The sequence below is a fragment of the Azospirillum sp. B4 genome, from assembly GCF_000333275.1.
Taxonomy (GTDB): Bacteria; Pseudomonadota; Alphaproteobacteria; order Azospirillales; family Azospirillaceae; genus Nitrospirillum.
Window position 1 is genome coordinate 1 of the sequence record NZ_BACU01000563.1, and the last position, 19,822, is coordinate 19,822.

Below are 19,822 nucleotides of genomic sequence, written 5' to 3' on the forward strand. Positions count from 1 at the left end.
TTGGCGTTGGTGTCCTGCGGCGTCGCCAGCGCCTGCAGCTGCGACTGCAGCGCCTGGATCTGCTTGTTCAGGGCATCGATCTGCGCCTGGGTCGCCACGATCTGCGTCGGCGTGGCGGCGGTAGCGGTGGCTTTCTTATGCTTCGTCGTGGCGGTGCCTTCCGCCTTGGCCGTGGCCGTCAGCCCCATAAGGGCGACGCAGGCCGAGGTCATGAGGGCGGCGCGCAGGACGGTGCCGCCCTTTCGGATCTGATGCGGCGGGTTCTGGGCCCCGTGCCGCGTTCCAATAGACATTACTGTCCACTCCCATCAAGTGAATTGGCTTCTTATTCGCGCCCCCGGCAGGCGCGCTGGCCCTTTAAAGCAGTTGTCGATTGAAGAAATGTGGCAGTCGACTAAATGATATTTCATGTATCTAAATTCGAATTTAGAAATTCGCACAGCACATGCAGCGCCACCGACCTCATTATCTCCCATGAATATCATCATATATTGCTATATTACTTTCCATTGAAACCCGCCCAGCGCCGGCTCCTGTTGGGGGAAGCGAACCGGCGCCGGGCGGGCCCTCATGGGTCCAGGCGGCCTTGCGGGAGCCGCCTGGACCCTCCGACGGATCCGCGGGACAAGCGGGACGGGGGGATCCGCCGTAAGCGGGGAAGCCTTAGTTGATGGGCAGCATGGTCTGGGTCATGGCGGCATCGAGGTTATCGACGCAGCGGGCGTGCTCCCCCGTGCCGGGGGTGAACCCCACCTCGGCGCAGGCCCGGTTCTCCTGCGCCAGGCGCTGGGTCGCGAAGGACGGGCCGGCGCAGGCGGCCAGGCTGCCGCCGATGCCGGCGACCAGGGTGGCGGCGGCCAGCAGGGCGGCCAGGCGGGGGCTGATGACGGTGCGGCTCATGGGTTCAGTTCCCCCCGGTGATGTCGATCGGGTTCTGGGTCGAGTGATAGGCGGCGACGTGGGTGGCCTTGCCCAGCACCTTGTCGCGATAGTTCAGGACGCACATGGCGTAGTCCGGCGTATCCGGCTGCAGACCCTTCTGGCCGCAGGCCGACTGGCCAGCCAGGTTGGCGGCGGCTTCCGACCGGTTGGTGGCGGCCTCCGCCAATGAACCCGTCAGGCTATCCACACAGGCGACATAGTCGGTGTTGGGGGCAGCCAGGCCCATGGTGTCGCGGCAGACGCGCTTCACGGTGTCCAACTGCGTCGCCGGCACCGTGGCGGCGTGGGCGCCGACCGCCACCCCGCCCCAGACCAACAAGGCCAGTCCGGCTTGCTGAACTTTTGGACTCTTCAGTAGATTCTTCATATTTTACTCCAACCGTCAAATGAATGACTGATGGGCTTCATGTTATCGACGCCGAGTCGCGTCACAACTAAAGCTTAGTTTATTTATTAAAACCAAATTTACCCACATGCCCGCCCATATATCCCTTCACAAAACCAATTCCGCGCAAAATTTGACAGAACAGCAAGTGATAAAAAATCAGGTGAAGGAATCGATGCTCACAGAGAATCGCGGTAACATCTCGATATCATGATATCTCTTGATATCATGCCCCACACCAGACCCTTATAGGGTGAGGGCGTACCACGGTAGCCAGGAACACTAAATTATAATTTTTTTTAGAAACATGGTCGGCATTTTAATTGGCCCCTTTGATCAAATGGACGGATGGTTGCGGCGGCAGCGTCCCCGTCAGAAGGCCGCCGACATCCTTATCCCCGCCATCGCGGTAATGCCCCATCCGCTGGTTTGGTGGTTGCCATGGCCTGCCGCTGGGCGGATGGTCAGGGTTCAGCCCAGGCCTCGGGCCTGGGCTTCCCTGGCGCAATGGATGACGACGGATCAGGCGGATGGACATCGAGACGTTCGACGAACAAGGGTGGCCCCCGGTGACCTCCAAAGCCCACATCCTGCTGATCGAGGATGACAAGGAAACCGCCGAAGAGATCATCCGCGACCTGTCCGACCGCGGCTACATGATCAGCCACGCCGACAACGGCCGGCTGGGGCTGGACCGCGCCCGCGAGGGACGGTTCGACCTGCTGATCCTGGACCGCATGCTGCCCGAACTGGACGGCCTGTCCGTCATCGGCCAGCTGCGGGCGGAGGAGGTGCGGGTGCCGGTGCTGTTCCTCAGCGCCCTGAACGATGTGGATGAGCGCGTGCGCGGCCTGAAGGCCGGCGGCGACGATTACCTGACCAAGCCCTTCGTGCTGTCGGAACTGTCCGCCCGGGTGGAGGCGCTGCTGCGCCGCCCGGCGGAGGTGCGCACCACCCGCCTGCGCGTGGGCCCGCTGGAGCTGGACCTGATCAGCCGCGAGGCCAGCCGCGACGGCCGGCCGGTGGAACTGCTGCCGCGCGAGTTCAAGCTGCTGGAATACCTGATGCGCCATCCGGCCCAGGTCATCACCCGCGCCATGTTGCTGGAAGATGTCTGGAACTACCGCTTCTCACCCCAGACCAACCTGGTGGACGTGCATATCGGCAAGCTGCGGCGCAAGGTGGACGCGCCCGGCGACTTCCCCATGATCTACAACATCCGCAACGTGGGGTTCGTCCTTCGTGAGCCTCAGTAGCGCCGTGTCTTCCAGCGCCGGGCGCCGCAATCCGGTGGCCTGGCTTGCGCGCCTCGGGGCGTGGGCGGCTGGCGGGCGGGGCCCGGCGGGCCCGTCCCATGATCGCTGGCACGAGATCGCGCGCACCACCAGCTTCCGGCTGGCCATGGTGTTCGCCTGCTTTTTCGCCGGATCGTCCCTGCTGCTGTTCGCCTTCATCTATTGGCGGGCGACGGTGTTCGAAACCAACCGCATCGACGCCCTGATCACCGAGGACGCGCGGACCCTGGCGAATGAGGACCAGGACGCCATCCTGGCCCTGATCAACACCCACGTGACGGGCGATTTCCATCGCGTGGGCTATGCCGCCCTGTTCGCGCCGGACGGCCACCGCATCGCCGGCAACCTGGAGGAGGCGCCGCCCGACCTGCCGGTCGACGGCAAGGTGCACGTCGTGCGCGCCACCCGCACCGACCTGCCCGCCATGGGGGCCATCGACGTGCGCCTGGCGGCCCTGCGCATCCCCAACGGCAACATCCTGGTCATCGGCCGCAATGGCCAGTACATGGTCATCCTGCGGGAGGTGGTGGTGCACGCCCTGACCATGGGCGCAATCCCGGCCATGGGCCTGGCGCTGGCCGCCGGGGTCTTCCTGGCCTGGCGCACGCAACAGCGCCTGAAAGCCGTCCATCGCGCGGCGGAACGCATCATGAGCGGGCATCTGCAGGAACGCCTGCCGATCCCGGGCACCGGCCCGCAGGACGAACTGGACCGCCTGTCCATCCTGTTCAACGGCATCCTGGATGAGACCGAGCGCCTGATGGGGGAGATCAAGGCCACGGGCGATGAGATCGCCCACGATCTGCGCACCCCCCTGACCCGGGTGCGGGCCCGCCTGGAACGCACCCAGAAGGGCGACATGGCGCCCGAGGAAACGCGCGAGACGGTGGGCAAGGCCATCGGCGGACTGGACCAGGCCCTGGCCATCATCACCGCCCTGCTGCGCATCCGTGAACTGGAGAACAGCAAGCGCCGCCTGGGTTTCGCCACCATGGACCCGGCGGAGGTCATCCTGTTGCTCGAGGAGCTGTATCAGCCCGTCGCCGAAGCCAAGGACATCGCCTTCACGGTCACGGTGTCACCGGTGCCGCCCCTGTTCGCCGATCGCGACCTGCTGATGGAGGCCGTGGGCAACCTGGTGGACAACGCGCTGAAGTTCACGCCCCCCGGCGGCCGTGTCAGCCTGACGCTGACCCCGCGCGAGGGCGACGGCGCCACCGTCATCCGCGTGGCCGACAGCGGCCCCGGCATCGCCCCGCATGAGCGCGACCTGGTCTTCTCCCGCTTCTACCGCTCCGACCGCACCCGCCACCTGGAAGGCACCGGCCTGGGCCTCAGCCTGGTGGCCGCCATCGCCCGCCTGCACGGCCTGTCACCCCGCATTGGTGACAACGCCCCCGGCTGCGTGGTGGAACTGGTGGCCGAGGAGGCAGCTAAGACGCTGGGGCCCGCGAGCGCCACCATCTGAGCAAGGCGGCGACCAAGATTCCCGACGCCGCGGACGGCAGGCCGAAAACCAGGGTCAGGGGCAGCATGACCTCGGTCACAAAGCCGGCATCCAAGGACCGCCAGCCGCCCAAAGCCAGCACGGCACCGGCGGGCGCCAGCAGAATGATGGCAAGCACGCCCCAAAGAGCCCGGCGCCCATAACGGCCCCAAAACCCCACGCCCGCCACGAATGGAGCAAGGATCATCAGCCAGGCGACCTGGCGATGCAGGTCCATGCCGTTCGCATCGATCTGGTAGAGATTGACGTCGGCCATCAGTCCACCCTGGAAACGTCGGGCATCCAGGTCACCGGTATTGTGACCTTCATGCTGTGCGACTGAACCTTCCGCATGGGGAGGCCTCGGTTCAAGGGTCGGTTAACAAGGCCAACATGCGCCGCCCGCCTGGCGTGGTCAATCCGAAGGCCCCGCCCGAAGGCCCCGCGTCACCATCCCCCGTTGCCAGTCCCACCCCCAACGGGCAAGGTGGCCGGCCACAAGAACGCGAACGCGGGGGATGGCCGGGCCCATGATCACCCTTTTTCCCAACGTCCTGTCGGAGCCGGAGATCGGCCAGCTGCTGGTGGGCCTGCGCGGCACGCCCTTCGCCGATGGCGCCGCCACGGCGGGGGAGCAGATCCGCCAGGTGAAGCGGAACCTGCAGCTGCAGGCCGGCATGCCGGGCTACGACGCCGCCTTCCGCCTGGTGGTGCGCGGCATCGAGCGGTGCGAGGAATTCCGCCGCGCGCTGTTCCCCATGCTGATGGCGCCCCTGGCCTTCAACCGCTATGACGTGGGCATGGAATACGGCGCGCACAACGACATGCCGGTCATCCATACGCCGGACCGGGGGCCCGTCCGCGCCGACATCTCCTTCACCCTGTTCCTGTGCGACCCCGCCTCCTACGACGGGGGCGAGCTGGTGATCGACCAGGGCGGACATGAGCAGGCGTTCAAGCCAGCGGCGGGCACCCTGCTGGCCTACCCCTCAGGCGCCATCCACCGCGTGGCCACGGTGACCCGGGGCAGCCGCATGGCGGCGGTGGGCTGGGTGCAAAGCATGATCCGCCGGCCGGAACACCGCTCCATGCTGTACGAGCTGGGCCAGGTCCGCGGCCATCTGCACGCGCTGGAGGGCAAGAGCGCCCAGTTCGACGCCCTGGCCCGCATCTACGCTAATCTGATGCGGGAGTGGACGGAGGTCTAATCGCCCGCGCTGGCGGCCTCCAGCTTCAGGGGGATCCGCCCATCCGCGTCCGCCCGCGCCGTCGTGGCGTCGCGCAGGGCGATCCGCCCGGCCGCCAGGGTGGGCTGCTGGTGGCGGAGCGCGGCCGCCACCGCCGCCGCCCGGGCCCGCGCCAAGCCGGCCAGGGTGGCGTCGTCCACCGTCTCCGTCCCCGCCAGCCGGTCACGCAGCGCCGCCACGTAGCCCGCCTCATCCACCACGGGGGGCGGCGGTGCCTTGCCGGGCGCCTGCGGACCGGCTGGCGCCTGGGTGAAGGACTGGCGCAGCGGCGCCAGCTGATCCCCGCCCAAGCGCTGACCGAACAGGCCTTCCAGGTAGTGGCGCTGATCCTCGATCGTGTAGTGCCCGGCCAGGTCGCGGGTCATGCGCGCGTCCAACGCGTCGACCTGCATCTGCGGGCGGTCCACGGCAGGCGCCATGACACCCGGCACCACCAGGGCCAGTTGGGGCCGGGCGGCCAGCGCCTGGGCCAGGTGCTGGATCTTCTCCCGCTCCGGCGGTTCCAGGTCGGCGCGGCCGGGGGCGAAGTCGATATGGTCCAGCTGGTCGGCATCCGCGCCATCGAACAGAGCGGCCAGCGCGCGGAACGGGGCGGTGACCAGGTTGGTCAGCAGGTCGGCGGCGGCGGCGCGGATGACGCTGCCGACATCGAAGCGCGGGTCATGGATGTCGCCGCTGACCGGCAGCTCCACGTTGATCCGCCCCTCCTCATCCTTCAGCAGGGCGATGGCCAGGTCCAGCGGCAGGTCCAGGGCGCCGGGCACGTCCACCCGGTCGCCCAGCTTGATGTCGCGGATGACGACGCGGTTGGCGCCGTTCAGCTTGCCGCCGTCGACCGTGTAGCGCAGGTCCACGTCCAGCCGCCCCCGGGCGATCCGCCGGCCGGCGAATTTCACCGTGTAGGGCGACAGGTCGGGGAATTCGACGTTGCGGAACATCATCGTCACGTTGGTGTTGCGGCCCGGATCGAAGGGTACCAGCCGGCCATCGATGGTCACCTGGCCGAAATCGCCCACCTGGCCGCGCAGAGCCAGCCGCGCCGGCGACGACACGCCGGAGGTCAGGGCCGACACCTCCCCCTGCAGGTTGGTGATATGCGCCGAGAACGGCAGCGGCAGGGAGGCGTCGCCATAGTCGGCCTTGCCGCCGGCCACCAGCACCCGGCCCACGCTGACCGCCGGGGTGGCAGCGGGAGGTGACGTGGCCGGAATGGGCGTAGGGGCCGCCACCTTGTCCCGCGCCACCATCAGGTGATTGAAATTGGTGGTCTGGTTGGCCGCCACCTGCAGGCGCAGGTAGGGTGAGGCCACCGTGACCTGGGAGATGCGCAACGCGTTGGCCGATTGGCTGTACTCATAGCGGTCGATGGCCAGGTTTTCCCAGGAAACGACGGGCGTGTCGCCCCCCTGCTCCGTCACCGCCAGCGCCCGCACCTCGCCCTTGCCCGCGATGGTGAGGCCATCAGTGGTCTTGAACGACAGCTCGCTTTCCGCGTCCAACCGACCGTCGTTCACGTCCACGCGCGCCCATTCCCGCACATAGGGCTGGGCGGCGGCCAGGCGCAGGCCGGCCACCGTCACCGTGGCGTCCGCCTGCACCGCCGGAAGCACGGACACCCGGCCCTGCGCCGACACCTGACCACCGGCGGTCAGCGCGGCGGCCAAGGTGAAGGGGAACGCGGCCCCCGCCTGGCTGGACAGGCTGTCCAGGGTCAGGTCGACGGGAGTCAGCTCCATCCTGGCCGGTTCATGCAGCGCCTGGTCATCCACCGTCACCTTGGCCTTGCGCACCACCACCTTGCCCAGCGTGGCGGACCAGGCGGGCCCCTGGCCGGGAGGCGGCGCGGCCTGCGCCGGGGCGGTCGCCGCCGGCTGATCCGCCAGCCAGGGCATGGGGCCGATGCGGCCATCGGCCTGCCGGCGCAAGGCCACGGCCAGCCCGTCCACGGTCAGCGTCTCGGCGCCGGCCGTCCTCTCCGGCCAGGCCAGGCGGCCGCCGGCCAGGCGCAGGTCCGGCACGGTCAGGAAGGGCGCCGCCGCCCCCGCCTCATGCACCGCGAGGTCGCGCACCGCCAGACTGACATGATCGATCCCCAGAGCGTAGGCGCCATCAGCCCGCCGGCTGACCCGATAGTCCAGGTCGGCGGTTACGGTGCCTGTCGGCACAGCGACCTTGAAGACATCACCAAAATAGCGGGCCAGTAGCGGCATGTAGGGTCCGCGCGCCGCCACGTGTCCGGCCGACACGATGGGGTTCAGGCCGGACGTGCCGGTCCATTCCAGGGCGGCGCCCCCCTCCAGCCCCACCTGGATGTGCTGTTGACCCTGCCGTTCCGGCAAGGTGCTGAGGTCGTTGAACTCCACGCTCACCGGACCGATCCTGGTCTTGAATGGCGTGCCGGGCACCTGGTCGGTCACGTCCGCCGCCGCATCGACGACGGCCAGGTGGTGGATCAGCAGACGGGGCAGCCCCCGGTCCTCCACTCTCTCCGGGCGCGCGTCTTCCGATTGGGCGGCGGCCTGGATCAGGCGTCCGATGTTGGTGTCAGTCTCGCCATAACGGATGACGGTGCCCTTCAGGCCCTCCAGCCGGATGTCCGCTATGCCCCAGGCCCAGTGCAGCAGGCCGCTGGGCGCCATGCGGACATACAGCCGGTCGAAGCCCAGCAGCGGCGACCCGTCCGCCTCATCCAGGCGGAAACCGCCGAGGTCGACGCTGAGGGCGAAGGGGTTGACGCGCACCTGGTCCAGGCTGACCGGCCGCTGCAGGGCCCGCTGACCCTGGGCCACGATCTCCCGCCGCAGCAGCGGCGGCGCCGCGAAGAAGCCCCCCAGCGTGTACAGCAGCAGCAGGGCGACGGCCCAGAAGCGCTTGCGCCGGATGCTGATCCACATCCGGGGCGTGCCCATCCGCCGGCCAAGGGCGGGCCCGGCCCGCCGCCACCATGCCCGCCGGCGGGGCGGGGGACCGGAAGGCGGCGGGGCGGAAGGGGTGTTCGGCATGGGATGGGGTCCTGCGGCGTGGCCCCCATCCTATAATGGCAATGATGCGAACGATATGGGGATTCGGTGCCTCCGGACCTGCCCGGAAGGCACCAACCCTTTGGATTAGATGATATTTCCTTTATTGCGGATCACCATAGACGATGCCTCGTCCATGCGTGCCGACGTAAACGCGGCCGTACCGCTTGGGATCGCCCGTCACCTGCAGGATCAGGCCCCACTGGTGCTGGTCGTCATTGATGCGCAGCCAGCGCCGGCCGCCATCGTCGGAACGGAAGATACCCCGCTGCCGGTCGATGGTGCCCACCAGATAGAGCGCCGGCGTGCCCGCCCCCGGCGCCGCTTTGCCGAAGCCGAAGGCATGCAGTTCCTCCACGCCCGGCATCCGGGTGAAGCCGCCGCCTGCGGCCGTGCCATGGTAGAGGCCATCGAAGGCGGCGATCCACAGGTCGCCCTTCGTGCCCGGCGTGGCGTACAGCGCGTCCTGGCCGCCGCGCGGGTCGCCCCGGCCGTTGCGCACGGCCGCCGGCGTGGGCAGGCCATTGGGCAGGATGAAGGGCAGCGCCTGGAAGTGGGCCGCCCGGTCGGTGCTGACGTACAGTTTCCCGTCGAACAGCGACAGCGCGTAAAAGGTGTCGGAATCGACGGTGTCGCCGATCACCCGCACCCCGTCCGGCAATCCCCGCGCCGATGTCCAGGTGGCGCCATAATCGGTGGTGACGTAGGCGCCGGACACCAGCCCCTCCTTCGCCCCCTGCGGCGTCCACACCCAGGTGGCGCCATCGGATGAGACGGCGACCTTGCCGCGCTTGGCCTCCGGCACCGGCATCTCCGCCGGCCGCCAGCTATGACCGCCATCCAGGGAATAGCCGATGTTGGGGGCGGGGTAGCGTTCGTCGTGGATGCCCACGCGCACCACAACGCCCGGGTTCAGGGGGGCCGACACCACACTGTCGGTATTGCCGAACAGCGGGGTGGAGGCCGCCCCCTCCGGCGCCGGCCTGTCCAGGTCCCAGTGCACGAAGCCACCGTAGTCGCCGATGGCGGAGATCAGCGGCGCGCCTTGGGTGGGGCTGTTGAAGGCCATGGCCACCGTTTCCTCGATCCCCGTGCTCATCACCTGCCAGTGGCTGGGCTGACCCCTGTCCACGGCGGTGAGATCGAACGTCTCCCACCCGCCATAGCCGGTGGTGAACATTGCATGGTCGGGGTTGGCGGGGTCGATCTCGATGTCGAACAGCCAGTGGATGGGCGTGGGCTTCACATAGGGCGCCAGGCTGTAGTCATAGACGCCGCCGTTCTTTCCATCACCCTTGGGGCCGCCGAACACGGTGCGCCAAGTCCGGCCGCCATCCCGGCTGCGGAAGATGTCCTCGCCCACGCCGGGGTTGGCGCCCGGCCGGCGGTGGCGGTCGAAGGAGCTGGCGATCACCACCTTGGGGTCGTGCGCGTCCACCGCCACGGCGGCGTAGCCGAAGGCCCGGCCCTTGGCGGCGTCCGGCCTTTCCGGGGTGATGTCGGTCCACTTGCCCGTGTGGGTGTCCAGCTTCCACACGGCGCCATCGGTCATGCGGGTGGGGCCGGGGCTGCTGCCGTAGGAAAGATAGAGCGCGCCGTCCGCCGCCAGCGCGGCACGGGTGGGCCGGTTGGCGGTGGGCTGGCCCGGCACCGGGGCCCATGTCCGGCCGCCGTCGGTGCTGCGGAACAGGTTGTCGCGGCCCTTGAGGGAGGCGCCGACATAGAGCGTGCGGCTGCCCTTCCCTCCCGGCGCCCCGCTGGCGGGATCGAAGATCACGAACACCAGGCCGGCGCCGCCGCGGGCCCAGGGCGGCACGCCGGCGGTGCTTTCCGTCGACGGATCCTCCGTCACGTCGGGGAAGTCCGCCACGCGGCTCCAGGTGGCGGCCCCGTCATGGCTGACCCACAGCCCGTCATGGCGGGTGCCGAGGTAGAGGGTATCGGGGTCGTTGGGGTCCACGGCCAGGCGTTCGCCATTACCGCGGCCATTCTCATTGCCCCCGAACCTGATGGGCACGTCGACCCGGCGGAAGGTCCGCCCCCGGTCGTCGGAGCGCACGATGGCACCGGTGGGCGCCAGCGGGTTGGTGTAGGTGCCCAGCGCCATGTAGACGCGGTCGGGGTTGTGCCGGTCCACCGCGATGCTTTCCACCCCCATCAGGTTGGTGTCGGCATAGGACACCCAATCCAGCAGGGGCACCCAGCGCCGGGTTGCCTCATCCCAACGGTAGGCGCCACCCATGTCGGTGCGGGCGTAGCGCAGGCCCGGCACGGTGGGATGGAAGATGATGCCGTCGACGAAACCGCCGCCCACGATCTGCACGTTCTTCCACTGATAAGGTGCCTGTCCCACCAACACCGGACCCGACAACGCGGGGCCTGTCCGCGCTGGCGCGGCGGCAACGGCGGCGGGGGGCCCCTTATCCATCTGGCATCCGGCCAATGCCAAGGCCACGGCCGTAGCGGCCAGCAGGCGGCGGGCGGAGGGACCCCGCCTGTTCACAGAGCATGTCAGCATGACAGCGTTCCCAACCCATTTTTGTAATCGTTTTCGGGCCCACTGTTGCCGAAGTTACCGGTAACATCAACCCCTGGCCGCCGCCGGCCGACGAGCACGAAACGTCGCAGGCGCAGAAATCGTCCCGCCGATGGAGTTACCGCGAGCGCGGCTGTGTACTTGACACGACAACCGTTTCCCCGGTATCCACCGCCCATCATTGGGGAGTAGCCGCCCGCCTTTCCTGAGCGGGCGCCGCGTCAACATACTTGGGCTTACCGGTACACCGGAGGCCCATGGCGCGAGCGACCGATCCGTTTTCCGCAAGCGGATCGTTGGCGAGACCAGTGGCATGCAGCATCCGACCTGGCCGGGCCGGGTGCGCATCGCTGCTGTCGCTTGCCTGGCCTGTCGCTATCTTCCCGAGGTTCCTCCATGCCCATCACCACGTCCTTCGCCCTGGCGTTCAGCCTGTCCATGGACGCGTTCGCCGCCTCGCTGGGCAAGGGCGCCAGCCTGAACCGCCCCGGCATGCGCGAGGCCGCGCGGGTTGGCGCCTATTTCGGCCTGTTCGAACTGGCCGCACCCATCCTGGGCTGGGCGCTGGGCCTGTCCTTCGCCCGCTATATCGAGGCCTATGACCACTGGATCGCCTTCGGCCTGCTGCTGGTCGTGGGCGGCCGCATGTCCTGGCTGGCGCTGAGGGACGATGGGAAGGACAAGCCCAAGGCCGAGCGGCATTCGCCCCTGGCCCTGGCCATGACCGCCATCGCCACCAGCATCGACGCCACCGCCGTGGGCATCACCCTGGGTTATATGAACGTGGACGTGCCCACCACCATCGCCCTGATCGGGCTGGTGACCTTCGCCATGGCCTTCAGCGGCGTGATGCTGGGCCGGGCGGCCGGCCCGGTGCTGGGCCGCTGGGCGGAGGTCGTGGGTGGCCTGGGCCTGATCGTCATCGGCGCCAAGGTGCTGTATGACCACACCCTGGGTGGTTTTGGCGGCTGATCCAGCGGTTAGATCGAAATGGCGTCCAACCTGGTCAGGTGGGTCGCCTGGGCGCCCGCATCCAGGAAGGACCCGGTGATGCTGTTGCGGGCCAGCTGGATCAGCTGCGCCCGGGACAGGTCCAGGGCCGTGGCGGCGCGCAGGTAGTTGTCCAGCAGATAGCCGCCGAAATAGGCCGGGTCGTCGGCATTGACGGTGGCTCGCACCCCCAGGTCCAGCATGCGCCGCAGGGGATGGGCCTCCAGGCTGGGCACCACGCAAAGCTTCAGGTTGGACAGGGGGCAGACCGTTAGTGTCATGCCCTCCGCCACCAGGCGGCCGGTCAGGGCCGCGTCCTCCAGCGCGCGGTTGCCGTGGTCCAGCCGGTCCACGCCCAGCAGGTCCAGCGCCTGCCAGACGTAGTCGGGCGGCCCCTCCTCCCCCGCATGCGCCACCAGCCTCAGCCCCCGGTCGCGCGCCGCCCGGAACACGCGGGCGAACTTGGCGGGCGGGTTGCCGACCTCGGACGAATCCAGGCCCACGCCGGTGATACGATCCAGATAGGGCTCCGCCGCCGCCAGGGTGGCGAAGGCCGCGTCCTCGTCCAGGTGGCGCAGGAAGCACAGGATCAGCCGCGACGTGATGCCGAATTGGTCCCGCGCCGCCGCCATGCCGGCCAGCAGGCCGTCGGCCACCACCGCGAAGGGAATGCCCCGGTCGGTGTGGGTCTGGGGATCGAAGAAGATCTCGGCGTGCACGCCGCCATCGGCCGCCAGCCGGCGGAAATAGGCCAGCGCCAGGTCGCGGAAGTCCTCTTCCGTGCGCAGCACCTGGGCGCCCTGGTAGTAGATGTCCAGGAAGTCCTGCAGCTTGGTGAAGGCGTAGGCCGCCCGCACCTCCTCCACCGTCCTGAAAGGCAGGACCACGCCGTTGCGGCGGGCGAAGTCGAACATCTGTTCCGGTTCCAGGCTGCCCTCGATGTGCAGGTGCAACTCCGCCTTGGGCAGGCGACGGATGAAATCGGACAGCTGTTCGGTCATGGGGCACCCCTTCCGGATCCTCGGATGCCCACCAGTTTAGCCCCGGTTTCGGCCTGGGGAACAGCCTTTCGGCAAAGCCGTTAACCGGCCGATTACATCTGTCGAGGGCATATATACACAATACACTCGTTTAACGGGTGGACCGCCACGACGTATCTGCTAGATTGCGCCCCAATAAATCAACCACAGGCGGCACAGGGCCGCGAAGAGGGGTGAGCATGCAACGACAACCATCACATGGGCATCGCCCAGGCGCCGGCATGGCCGCCGCCCTGGGCCTGCTGGTCCTGGGGGCCGCCCAGCCAGCGGCGGCGCAGAGCGTTTTCGCCAATCCGCCGACCCTGCCGCAGACGGCGCCGGCGCAAGGGTCGGCCACCGTGCCCGGCCTGCCCAAGGCGCAGTCGGCCATCAGCTTGGCGACGACGCCGCAAGCGCACGCCGGCAAGGAGCGGGCTTTCGACCTGCACATCAAATATAGTGAGGGGTCCCTGTATGACCCCGGTGAGCAGCGCTTTCAGCGCCTGTACCTGCGCAGCTATGTCGGCACCGGCGTCTCGCCGGGCACGCCCTATGTCGCGCCGGAAATTGACGTGACGCCGGGCGACACCGTGCGCATCACCCTGCACAACGACCTGCCCAAGGAAGAGAACTGCGCGTCCCCGAACGTGAACACGCCGCATTGCTTCAACCACACCAACCTGCATTCGCATGGCCTGTGGGTCAGTCCGACGGGCAACAGCGACAACGTGCTGATATCGATCAACCCCGGCGTCAGCTTCCAATATGAGTACAACATCCCGGCGGACCACCCCGCCGGCACCTTCTGGTACCATCCGCACAACCATGGATCGACCGCGTTGCAGGTGGCCAGCGGCATGGCCGGCGCGCTGATCATCCGCGGCGACCGCAAGCCCACGCCCGAGATCAACGGCGATCTGGATACCCTGCTGATTGGGCCCAACGGTCAGCCCTTCAAGGAGCGGACCTTGGTGTTCCAGCAGATCCAATATTACTGCCTGGACAATAACAACCAACCGACCTGGACCTGCAAGGCCAACCAGACCGGCATTATCGAAACGTATGACGCGGTTCAGAACCCGCCTGACAAAAGGCCGCCCCCCACAAGCGATGAGTTCGGCCCCGGTAGTTGGGCAAAGTCGGGCCGCTGGACCAGCATCAACGGCGTGGTGATGCCGACCTTCACCGACGCGCAGGCTGGCACCGTGGAGCGCTGGCGCCTGATCCATGCCGGCGTGCGCGAGACCATCAGCGTGGAGTTCCACAAGATGGCCGACACCACCCAGGCGGCGGCCCGCCCCACCAAGGCCGGCATGAACCAGTTCCTGGACACGGTGTGCACCGGTCCGGCGGTGCCCTACCAGGTGGTTGCGGCCGATGGCCTGACCATGGGCAACACCTTGACCAACACCTCCACCACCCTGCAGCCGGGCTATCGCTATGACCTGCTGGTGGTCTTTCCGGAGGCCGGCAATTACTGCGTGACCGAGGCGGCCAAGGACGCCGCCGCCACGGTCAGCCGTTCCGCCACGCCGCGCAGCATGCTGGGCGTGGTGACGGTGCGCGGCGGCACGCCCACCGCGAACCCGACCAAGACCCTGGTGGACACGCTGGTGGCCTCGGCCCAGCGCACCATGCCGGCCGACGTCCGCGCGCAGGTCATCGCCGACCTGACGGCCCCGGGCGGCATGAAGTTGACCCGCTTCGTCCCCCACCCCACCATCACGGACGATGAGGTGAAGGGCGTGCCGGAGGAGGACATGGTGTTCTACCTGGGCCCGGGCGTGCCCGACGACCCCAGCAAGCAGCCCTATACCGGCCTGACCACCACCAAGTTCACCGTGGCCAACAGTCTGGAGATGGTGCAGTACGACGGCACCAACTGGGTGCCCAAAGGGACCGCGCCCTATGACCCCAAGGTGGTGAACCGCAAACTGGTGCTGGGCACCGCGCAGCAGTGGGAACTGCGGTCCTACAGCGTCAGCCACCCTTTCCACATCCATGTGAACCCCTTCCAGATCGTCGCCGTCTATAACGAGAAGGGCCGCGACGTCAGCCTGCCTGGCGCGGTGGACGACGACGGCGACAATCAGTTCGCCGGCCTGAAGGGCGCCTGGAAGGACACGCTGTGGGTCAAGACCAACCTCAGCGCCTTCGCGCCGCCGGGCTTCAAGGCCGACCCCAATCCGCCAGTGCACTATTACCGCCTGATCGTCCGCACCCGGTATGAACGGTACATCGGCGAATTCGTCCTGCACTGCCACATCCTGGACCATGAGGACCAAGGCATGATGCAGAACGTGGAGATCGGCATCAGCGACGGCGCCGGCGGCCTGGCCCACGCCCACCACTGACGCCCAGCCTCGCTTGGACAGCGGCCCCAGCCCCTGGCTGGGGCCGTTTCTTTTTATCTCGGACGGCCGATCAGAATTTGGTTAACGCAGGCCCGCCACATCGGAAATTCTTTTGAATTCAACCTTGCGCCTACGGTGGTAATCACTCAAAATAAATAAATATAAATCTCAACATAAATGCGTTTACGGTTAATTTTAGTTCCGATAGTAGTAGATTTATAGGTGTTTCTGCCTATTAATACTGTCTTAAGACTCCTATCCCTATGCTTTGGGTTAGGGCGGTGACTTTGGGTGCTGACCGGCGCTTCAGACATCACGGGGCCCCTATCCTGGACGGGGGACTGAATGGTCGCTTTCTACAAGCAAATCATCGATTTAGAAAAGCTCGCGGAACTAGTGGAAGCGGATGACCCTTCCCTGGACACGATCTGCCTGTCCTCCGATGGCCGTTACCAAGTGCGGGAGTTCCATCTGGCGGGACTGACCAGCCAGGTGGCCGCCCATCTGGCGGCCGGCTTCCGCGGGCGGTCGGAGCGGGACTTCCCCCACCTGACGTGCGCCTGGGGCCGGGCCCGTGTGGGGTCAACCGCCATGGCCAACCTGTTCGGCGTGGCCGGCCTCCCCTCTTATTACCAGCCGACCAAGGCGGTCATGCGCCACGTGCTGGCCGCCGACAGCCCCGGCCCCTGGGCCATCCCCCTGTCCGACCGGTCGCCGCACATCTTCTGCAAGGACGTGGCCGGCCCCTACCTGACGGCCGAATGCCTGTACATCCCCCTGCAGATGCTGATCGAGGCCGGTTATCCCGCCAGCCGCCTGCATCTGGTGATGCTGGACCGCGATCCGGTGCACGCGCTGGCTTCCTGGCTGCGCAAGTGGTCGCACCGGATCGCCCGGGACCAGTTGCTGGAGAACTTCGTCATCGCGACCCTGAACACCGTCCGGGTGGAGAACTACGCCCGTCGCCAGGGGGTGGCCGTCACCCACTACGTCCATGAGGCGGCGCGCCAGCCGGTGCTGTCGTCCGCGGCCTTGTTCGGGCGGCTGGGCCTGTCCGACTATTTCACGCCGGAGACGGTCACTGGCTGGCAGCGGATGGACAGCCTGGACGATAGCCAGTCGCGCATCCTGTTCCCGGTGGAGCCGGAGGCGTATGCAGCCCCTGGCCTGCATCACCAGGCGGGCGGTATCGACTGCTACGCCTATCAGGATCGCGACTGCGGGACGGTGACCGACGCCGACCTGGATCTGCTGCGCCGCCATGGCGTGGATGAGGTGTATGCCCGCAGCGCCGCCGCCTGCGCCCGCGACCTGGACCTGCCACGGGGGCTGTTCCGCGACGATGGCCCCCGCGTGGCCACTGCTGTCGCCTGAGCCTCCTTTCCCGCCAGCCCCTGCGGGGGCGCCCCTTCTATCGCCGGAGTGGTTCGACCATGCTGAGCAAACTGAAGATTTCCCACCGCCTGCTGCTGTTCGTGCCGGTGCTGGTGGTGGCCCTGGGCCTGGCCGTCGGCTTCGGCCTGTCGGCCCTGCGCGGCACCTTGATGAACGACCGCAAGGAGGAGCTGAAGCAGATCCTGATGGTCACCCGGGGGGTGGCGCAGAATTGGTACGACCGTGAGCAGTCGGGTGAGCTGACGCACGCCCAGGCGCAGAAGGGCGCCCAGGACGACATCCGCAAGCTGCGCTTCGGCAATGGCGAGTATGTCTACGTCAACCAGTACGACGGCCTGACCATCGTCCACGTCAAGAAGGAGTTCGAGGGCAAGAACCGCATGGACTTCAAGACCGCCGACGGGGTCGAGACCGTGCGCCTGGGCATCGAGGCGGCCAGGAGGGGCGGCGACTTCTTCACCTATACCTACCCCCGGCCGGGCAACCAGGGTGGCCCCGCCCAGAACTTCCCCAAGATGACCTACAGCCTGGGCTTTGAGCCGTGGCAGTGGGCGCTGGGCACCGGCATCTACATCGACGACATCGACACAATATATCATGATATATTGACTGATATGCTGTTGTTGACCGCCTTGGTGGTGGTGGCCGGCGGCCTGGTGGCCTATTTGCTGGCGCGCAGCATCGCCAAGCCGCTGACGCTGATGACGGAGCGCATGGGGCGCCTGGCCGACGGCGACCTGTCGGTGGACATCCCGCTGCTGGACCAGGGCCATGAGATCGGCCGCTTGGCCCGCGCGCTGGAGGTGTTCAAGCGCAACGGCCTGCGCAATGCGGAGCTGACCCAGGCCCAACTGGCCGAGCAGCAGGAGAAGCTGCGCCGGCAGGAGGCGGTGGAGGCATCGCTGGCCGACTTCCAGCGGCGCACCGCCGCCGTGCTGGGCAACGTGGTGGAAGCGTCGGAAGAGGTGCGCAACCATTCCTCCGGCCTGGCCGACATGGCGACGCAGAGCCGGGGCATGGTGGACATGGCCAACCACGCCTCCTCCGAAACCAGCGGCAACGTGCAGATGATCGCCAGCGCGGCGGAGGAACTGGCCGCAGCGGTGGGCGAGGTCAACATCCAGGTCAGCCGTTCCACCGACATCGCCCAGCGCGCGGTGGCCCAGGCCGAGCGGACGGGCGTCACCATGCGGGGCCTGGCCGACGCGGCGCAGAGCATCGGCAACATCATCCAGGTGATCCAGGACATCGCCAGCCAGACCAACCTGCTGGCGCTGAACGCCACCATCGAGGCGGCGCGGGCGGGGGAGGCGGGCAAGGGCTTCGCCGTGGTGGCCAGCGAGGTGAAGACCCTGGCCAGCCAGACGACCAAGGCCACGGACGAAATCCAGGGCTACATCACCGGCATCCAGCAGGAGACCACCCGCGCCGTGGACGCCATCGCCGACATCGCCCACGTGGTGGGCGACATGAAGGCGATAGCCACCGCCATCGCCTCGGCCATGGAACAGCAGGGCGCCACCACCTCGGAAATCGCCCGCAACATCAACCAGGCGGCCACCGGCACCCAGCAGGTGTCCACCAACATCGTGGGCGTGGCCGGCGCCGCCGAACAGACCAGCCAGTCCGCCAACGCCCTGCACGCGGCCTCCGAAGCCCTGCGCCAGGACGCCGACGGCCTGAACGCCGAAATCACCGGCTTCTTCGCCCGCCTGCGCGCGATCTGAGCATGGGGGAAGGGGGAAGGACGGCGCCTCGGAGACGGGGCGCCGTTTTTTTACCAGCCTCAGCTTTGGGAGAAGGGTGGGGTCAGCACCGTGCCGCCCACGTGAATGGACCCGATGACACTGGGGTCGTTGTAATAGCCGGCATAGGTCACCACCGTGGTGCCGGTCGTTACCGACAGGATCAGGTCGCTGCCCGACTGCTGGAAGACTATGCTGGCCGGATCGACATCGGACGAGAACGCCAGGACATTGGCCCCAGCCCCATCGGTGATGAGATCGGACCCGCTGTTCTGACCGAAGATATAGGTGTCATTCCCCAACCCACCAGCGAAGGTGTCATCACCTGAGCCACCCGTGATGACGTTATCCAGGTCATTGCCGGTGCCGGTGAAGGCGCCCGTGCCGGTGTAGGTCAGGGTCTCCACGTTCGCGCCCAGCGTGTAGCTGGACAGCGTCGTGCGGACCTCGTCCGTCCCGGCGCCAGCCGCCTCCGTCACCACATCGCCGGCGTTATCTACGATGTAGATGTCATTGCCCGCACCGCCGATGAGCGTGTCGGACCCGGCACCGCCGTCCAGCACGTCATCACCAGCACCACCGGTGAGAACGTTGGCCAGATCGTTGCCCGTGCCCGTAAAGGCCCCCGTGCCGGTGTAGGTCAGGGTCTCCACATTGCCACCCAGCGTGTAGCTGGACAGCGTCGTGCGGACCTCGTCCGTGCCGGCGCCCGCCGTCTCCGTCACCACGTCGCCGGCATCGTCCACGATGTAGGTGTCGTTGCCGCTACCACCGATCAGCGTGTCAGCCCCAGAACCGCCGTCCAGCAGGTCATTGCCGGCACCGCCGGTGATGGTGTTGGCCAGGGCGTTGCCCGTGCCGGTGAAGGCGCCAGACCCGGTGTAGGTCAGGGTCTCAACATCGGCGCCCAGCGTGTAGCTGGACAGCGTCGTGCGAACCTCGTCCGTCCCGGCGCCCGCCGTCTCCGTCACCACATCGCCAGCGTCATCCACGATGTAGGTGTCATTGCCGGCACCGCCGATTAGCGTGTCGGCCCCGGCACCGCCATCCAGCAGGTCATTGCCGGCACCGCCGGTGATGGTGTTGGCCAGGGCGTTGCCCGTGCCGGTGAAGGCGCCAGACCCGGTGTAGGTCAGGGTCTCAACATCAGCGCCCAGCGTGTAGCTGGACAGCGTCGTGCGAACCTCGTCCGTCCCGGCGCCCGCCGTCTCCGTCACCACATCGCCGGCGTCATCCACGATGTAGGTGTCATTGCCGGCACCGCCGATTAGCGTGTCGGCCCCGGCACCGCCATCCAGCAGGTCATTGCCGGAACCGCCGGTGATCGTGTTGGCCAGCGCGTTGCCCGCGCCGGTGAAAGCGCCAGACCCGGTGTAGGTCAGGGTCTTCACATCGGCGCCCAGCGTGT

The 19,822-nt window shown here is 67.5% G+C and carries 15 protein-coding genes and 1 riboswitch; of the genes, 7 read left to right on the plus strand and 8 right to left on the minus strand.

Annotation, left to right across the window (positions count from 1 at the left end; all coding sequences use genetic code 11):
• The 3 genes from I55_RS25295 to I55_RS25305 form a co-directional block, all read right to left on the minus strand.
• Positions 1-293 (minus strand): hypothetical protein (locus tag I55_RS25295; protein ID WP_044563494.1); only part of this gene is annotated, 293 nt, incomplete at its 3' end.
• A 370-nt stretch (positions 294-663) separates the two neighbouring features.
• Entirely contained in the window at positions 664-900 is a 237-nt protein-coding gene (locus I55_RS25300; RefSeq protein ID WP_044563495.1) for a hypothetical protein, read from the minus strand.
• A gap of 4 nt (positions 901-904) precedes the next feature.
• Complete coding sequence (locus I55_RS25305) at positions 905-1,309, minus strand: hypothetical protein (RefSeq protein ID WP_148293948.1); 405 nt, start codon at positions 1,307-1,309, stop codon at positions 905-907.
• Between the two features lie 548 nt (positions 1,310-1,857).
• Between I55_RS25305 and I55_RS25310 the strand changes: the two genes are divergently transcribed.
• Positions 1,858-2,583 carry a response regulator transcription factor gene (locus I55_RS25310; protein ID WP_044563497.1) on the plus strand — a complete coding sequence of 242 codons (726 nt, stop codon included), beginning with the start codon at positions 1,858-1,860 and terminating at the stop codon, positions 2,581-2,583.
• Positions 2,570-4,090: a HAMP domain-containing sensor histidine kinase gene (locus I55_RS25315; RefSeq protein ID WP_049974483.1), complete on the plus strand. Its 1,521-nt coding sequence runs from the start codon at positions 2,570-2,572 to the stop codon at positions 4,088-4,090. The genes I55_RS25310 and I55_RS25315 overlap by 14 nt, the downstream gene beginning before the upstream one ends.
• On the opposite strand, the gene I55_RS25320 is transcribed toward I55_RS25315, so the two are convergent.
• The gene (locus tag I55_RS25320; protein WP_148293949.1) at positions 4,056-4,385 is read right to left on the minus strand and encodes a hypothetical protein; all 330 of its coding nucleotides are present in this window, start codon (positions 4,383-4,385) and stop codon (positions 4,056-4,058) included. The two genes, I55_RS25315 and I55_RS25320, sit on opposite strands and share 35 nt — an antisense overlap.
• 253 nt (positions 4,386-4,638) lie before the next feature.
• Between I55_RS25320 and I55_RS25325 the strand changes: the two genes are divergently transcribed.
• Complete coding sequence (locus I55_RS25325; protein WP_044563506.1) at positions 4,639-5,316, plus strand: Fe2+-dependent dioxygenase; 678 nt, start codon at positions 4,639-4,641, stop codon at positions 5,314-5,316.
• Here I55_RS25325 and I55_RS25330 read toward each other — a convergent pair.
• Together I55_RS25330 and I55_RS25335 are read right to left on the minus strand one after the other, a co-directional pair.
• Positions 5,313-8,249: a DUF748 domain-containing protein gene (locus I55_RS25330; RefSeq protein ID WP_044563499.1), complete on the minus strand. Its 2,937-nt coding sequence runs from the start codon at positions 8,247-8,249 to the stop codon at positions 5,313-5,315. The two genes, I55_RS25325 and I55_RS25330, sit on opposite strands and share 4 nt — an antisense overlap.
• Positions 8,250-8,478: 229 nt before the next feature.
• On the minus strand, positions 8,479-10,803 hold the full coding sequence (locus tag I55_RS25335; RefSeq protein WP_252181310.1) for an exo-alpha-sialidase: 2,325 nt from the start codon (positions 10,801-10,803) through the stop codon (positions 8,479-8,481).
• A 279-nt stretch (positions 10,804-11,082) separates the two neighbouring features.
• A riboswitch (yybP-ykoY riboswitch) is annotated at positions 11,083-11,205 on the plus strand.
• A 102-nt stretch (positions 11,206-11,307) separates the two neighbouring features.
• On the opposite strand from I55_RS25335, the gene I55_RS25340 reads away from it, so the two are divergent.
• On the plus strand, positions 11,308-11,883 hold the full coding sequence (locus tag I55_RS25340; protein WP_044563500.1) for a manganese efflux pump MntP family protein: 576 nt from the start codon (positions 11,308-11,310) through the stop codon (positions 11,881-11,883).
• Positions 11,884-11,891: 8 nt separating this feature from the next.
• On the opposite strand, the gene I55_RS25345 is transcribed toward I55_RS25340, so the two are convergent.
• On the minus strand, positions 11,892-12,902 hold the full coding sequence (locus I55_RS25345) for an adenosine deaminase (RefSeq protein ID WP_044563501.1): 1,011 nt from the start codon (positions 12,900-12,902) through the stop codon (positions 11,892-11,894).
• A gap of 260 nt (positions 12,903-13,162) precedes the next feature.
• Between I55_RS25345 and I55_RS25350 the strand changes: the two genes are divergently transcribed.
• The 3 genes from I55_RS25350 (at position 13,163) to I55_RS25360 (ending at position 18,396) form a co-directional block, all read left to right on the plus strand.
• Positions 13,163-15,274 carry a multicopper oxidase family protein gene (locus I55_RS25350; RefSeq protein WP_252181311.1) on the plus strand — a complete coding sequence of 704 codons (2,112 nt, stop codon included), beginning with the start codon at positions 13,163-13,165 and terminating at the stop codon, positions 15,272-15,274.
• A gap of 345 nt (positions 15,275-15,619) precedes the next feature.
• Entirely contained in the window at positions 15,620-16,648 is a 1,029-nt protein-coding gene (locus tag I55_RS25355; RefSeq protein ID WP_044563503.1) for a sulfotransferase family protein, read from the plus strand.
• A gap of 59 nt (positions 16,649-16,707) precedes the next feature.
• Positions 16,708-18,396: a methyl-accepting chemotaxis protein gene (locus I55_RS25360; protein WP_044563504.1), complete on the plus strand. Its 1,689-nt coding sequence runs from the start codon at positions 16,708-16,710 to the stop codon at positions 18,394-18,396.
• 59 nt (positions 18,397-18,455) lie between these two features.
• On the opposite strand, the gene I55_RS25365 is transcribed toward I55_RS25360, so the two are convergent.
• A partial coding sequence (locus I55_RS25365; RefSeq protein ID WP_148293950.1) for a calcium-binding protein occupies positions 18,456-19,822 on the minus strand: 1,367 nt, incomplete at its 5' end.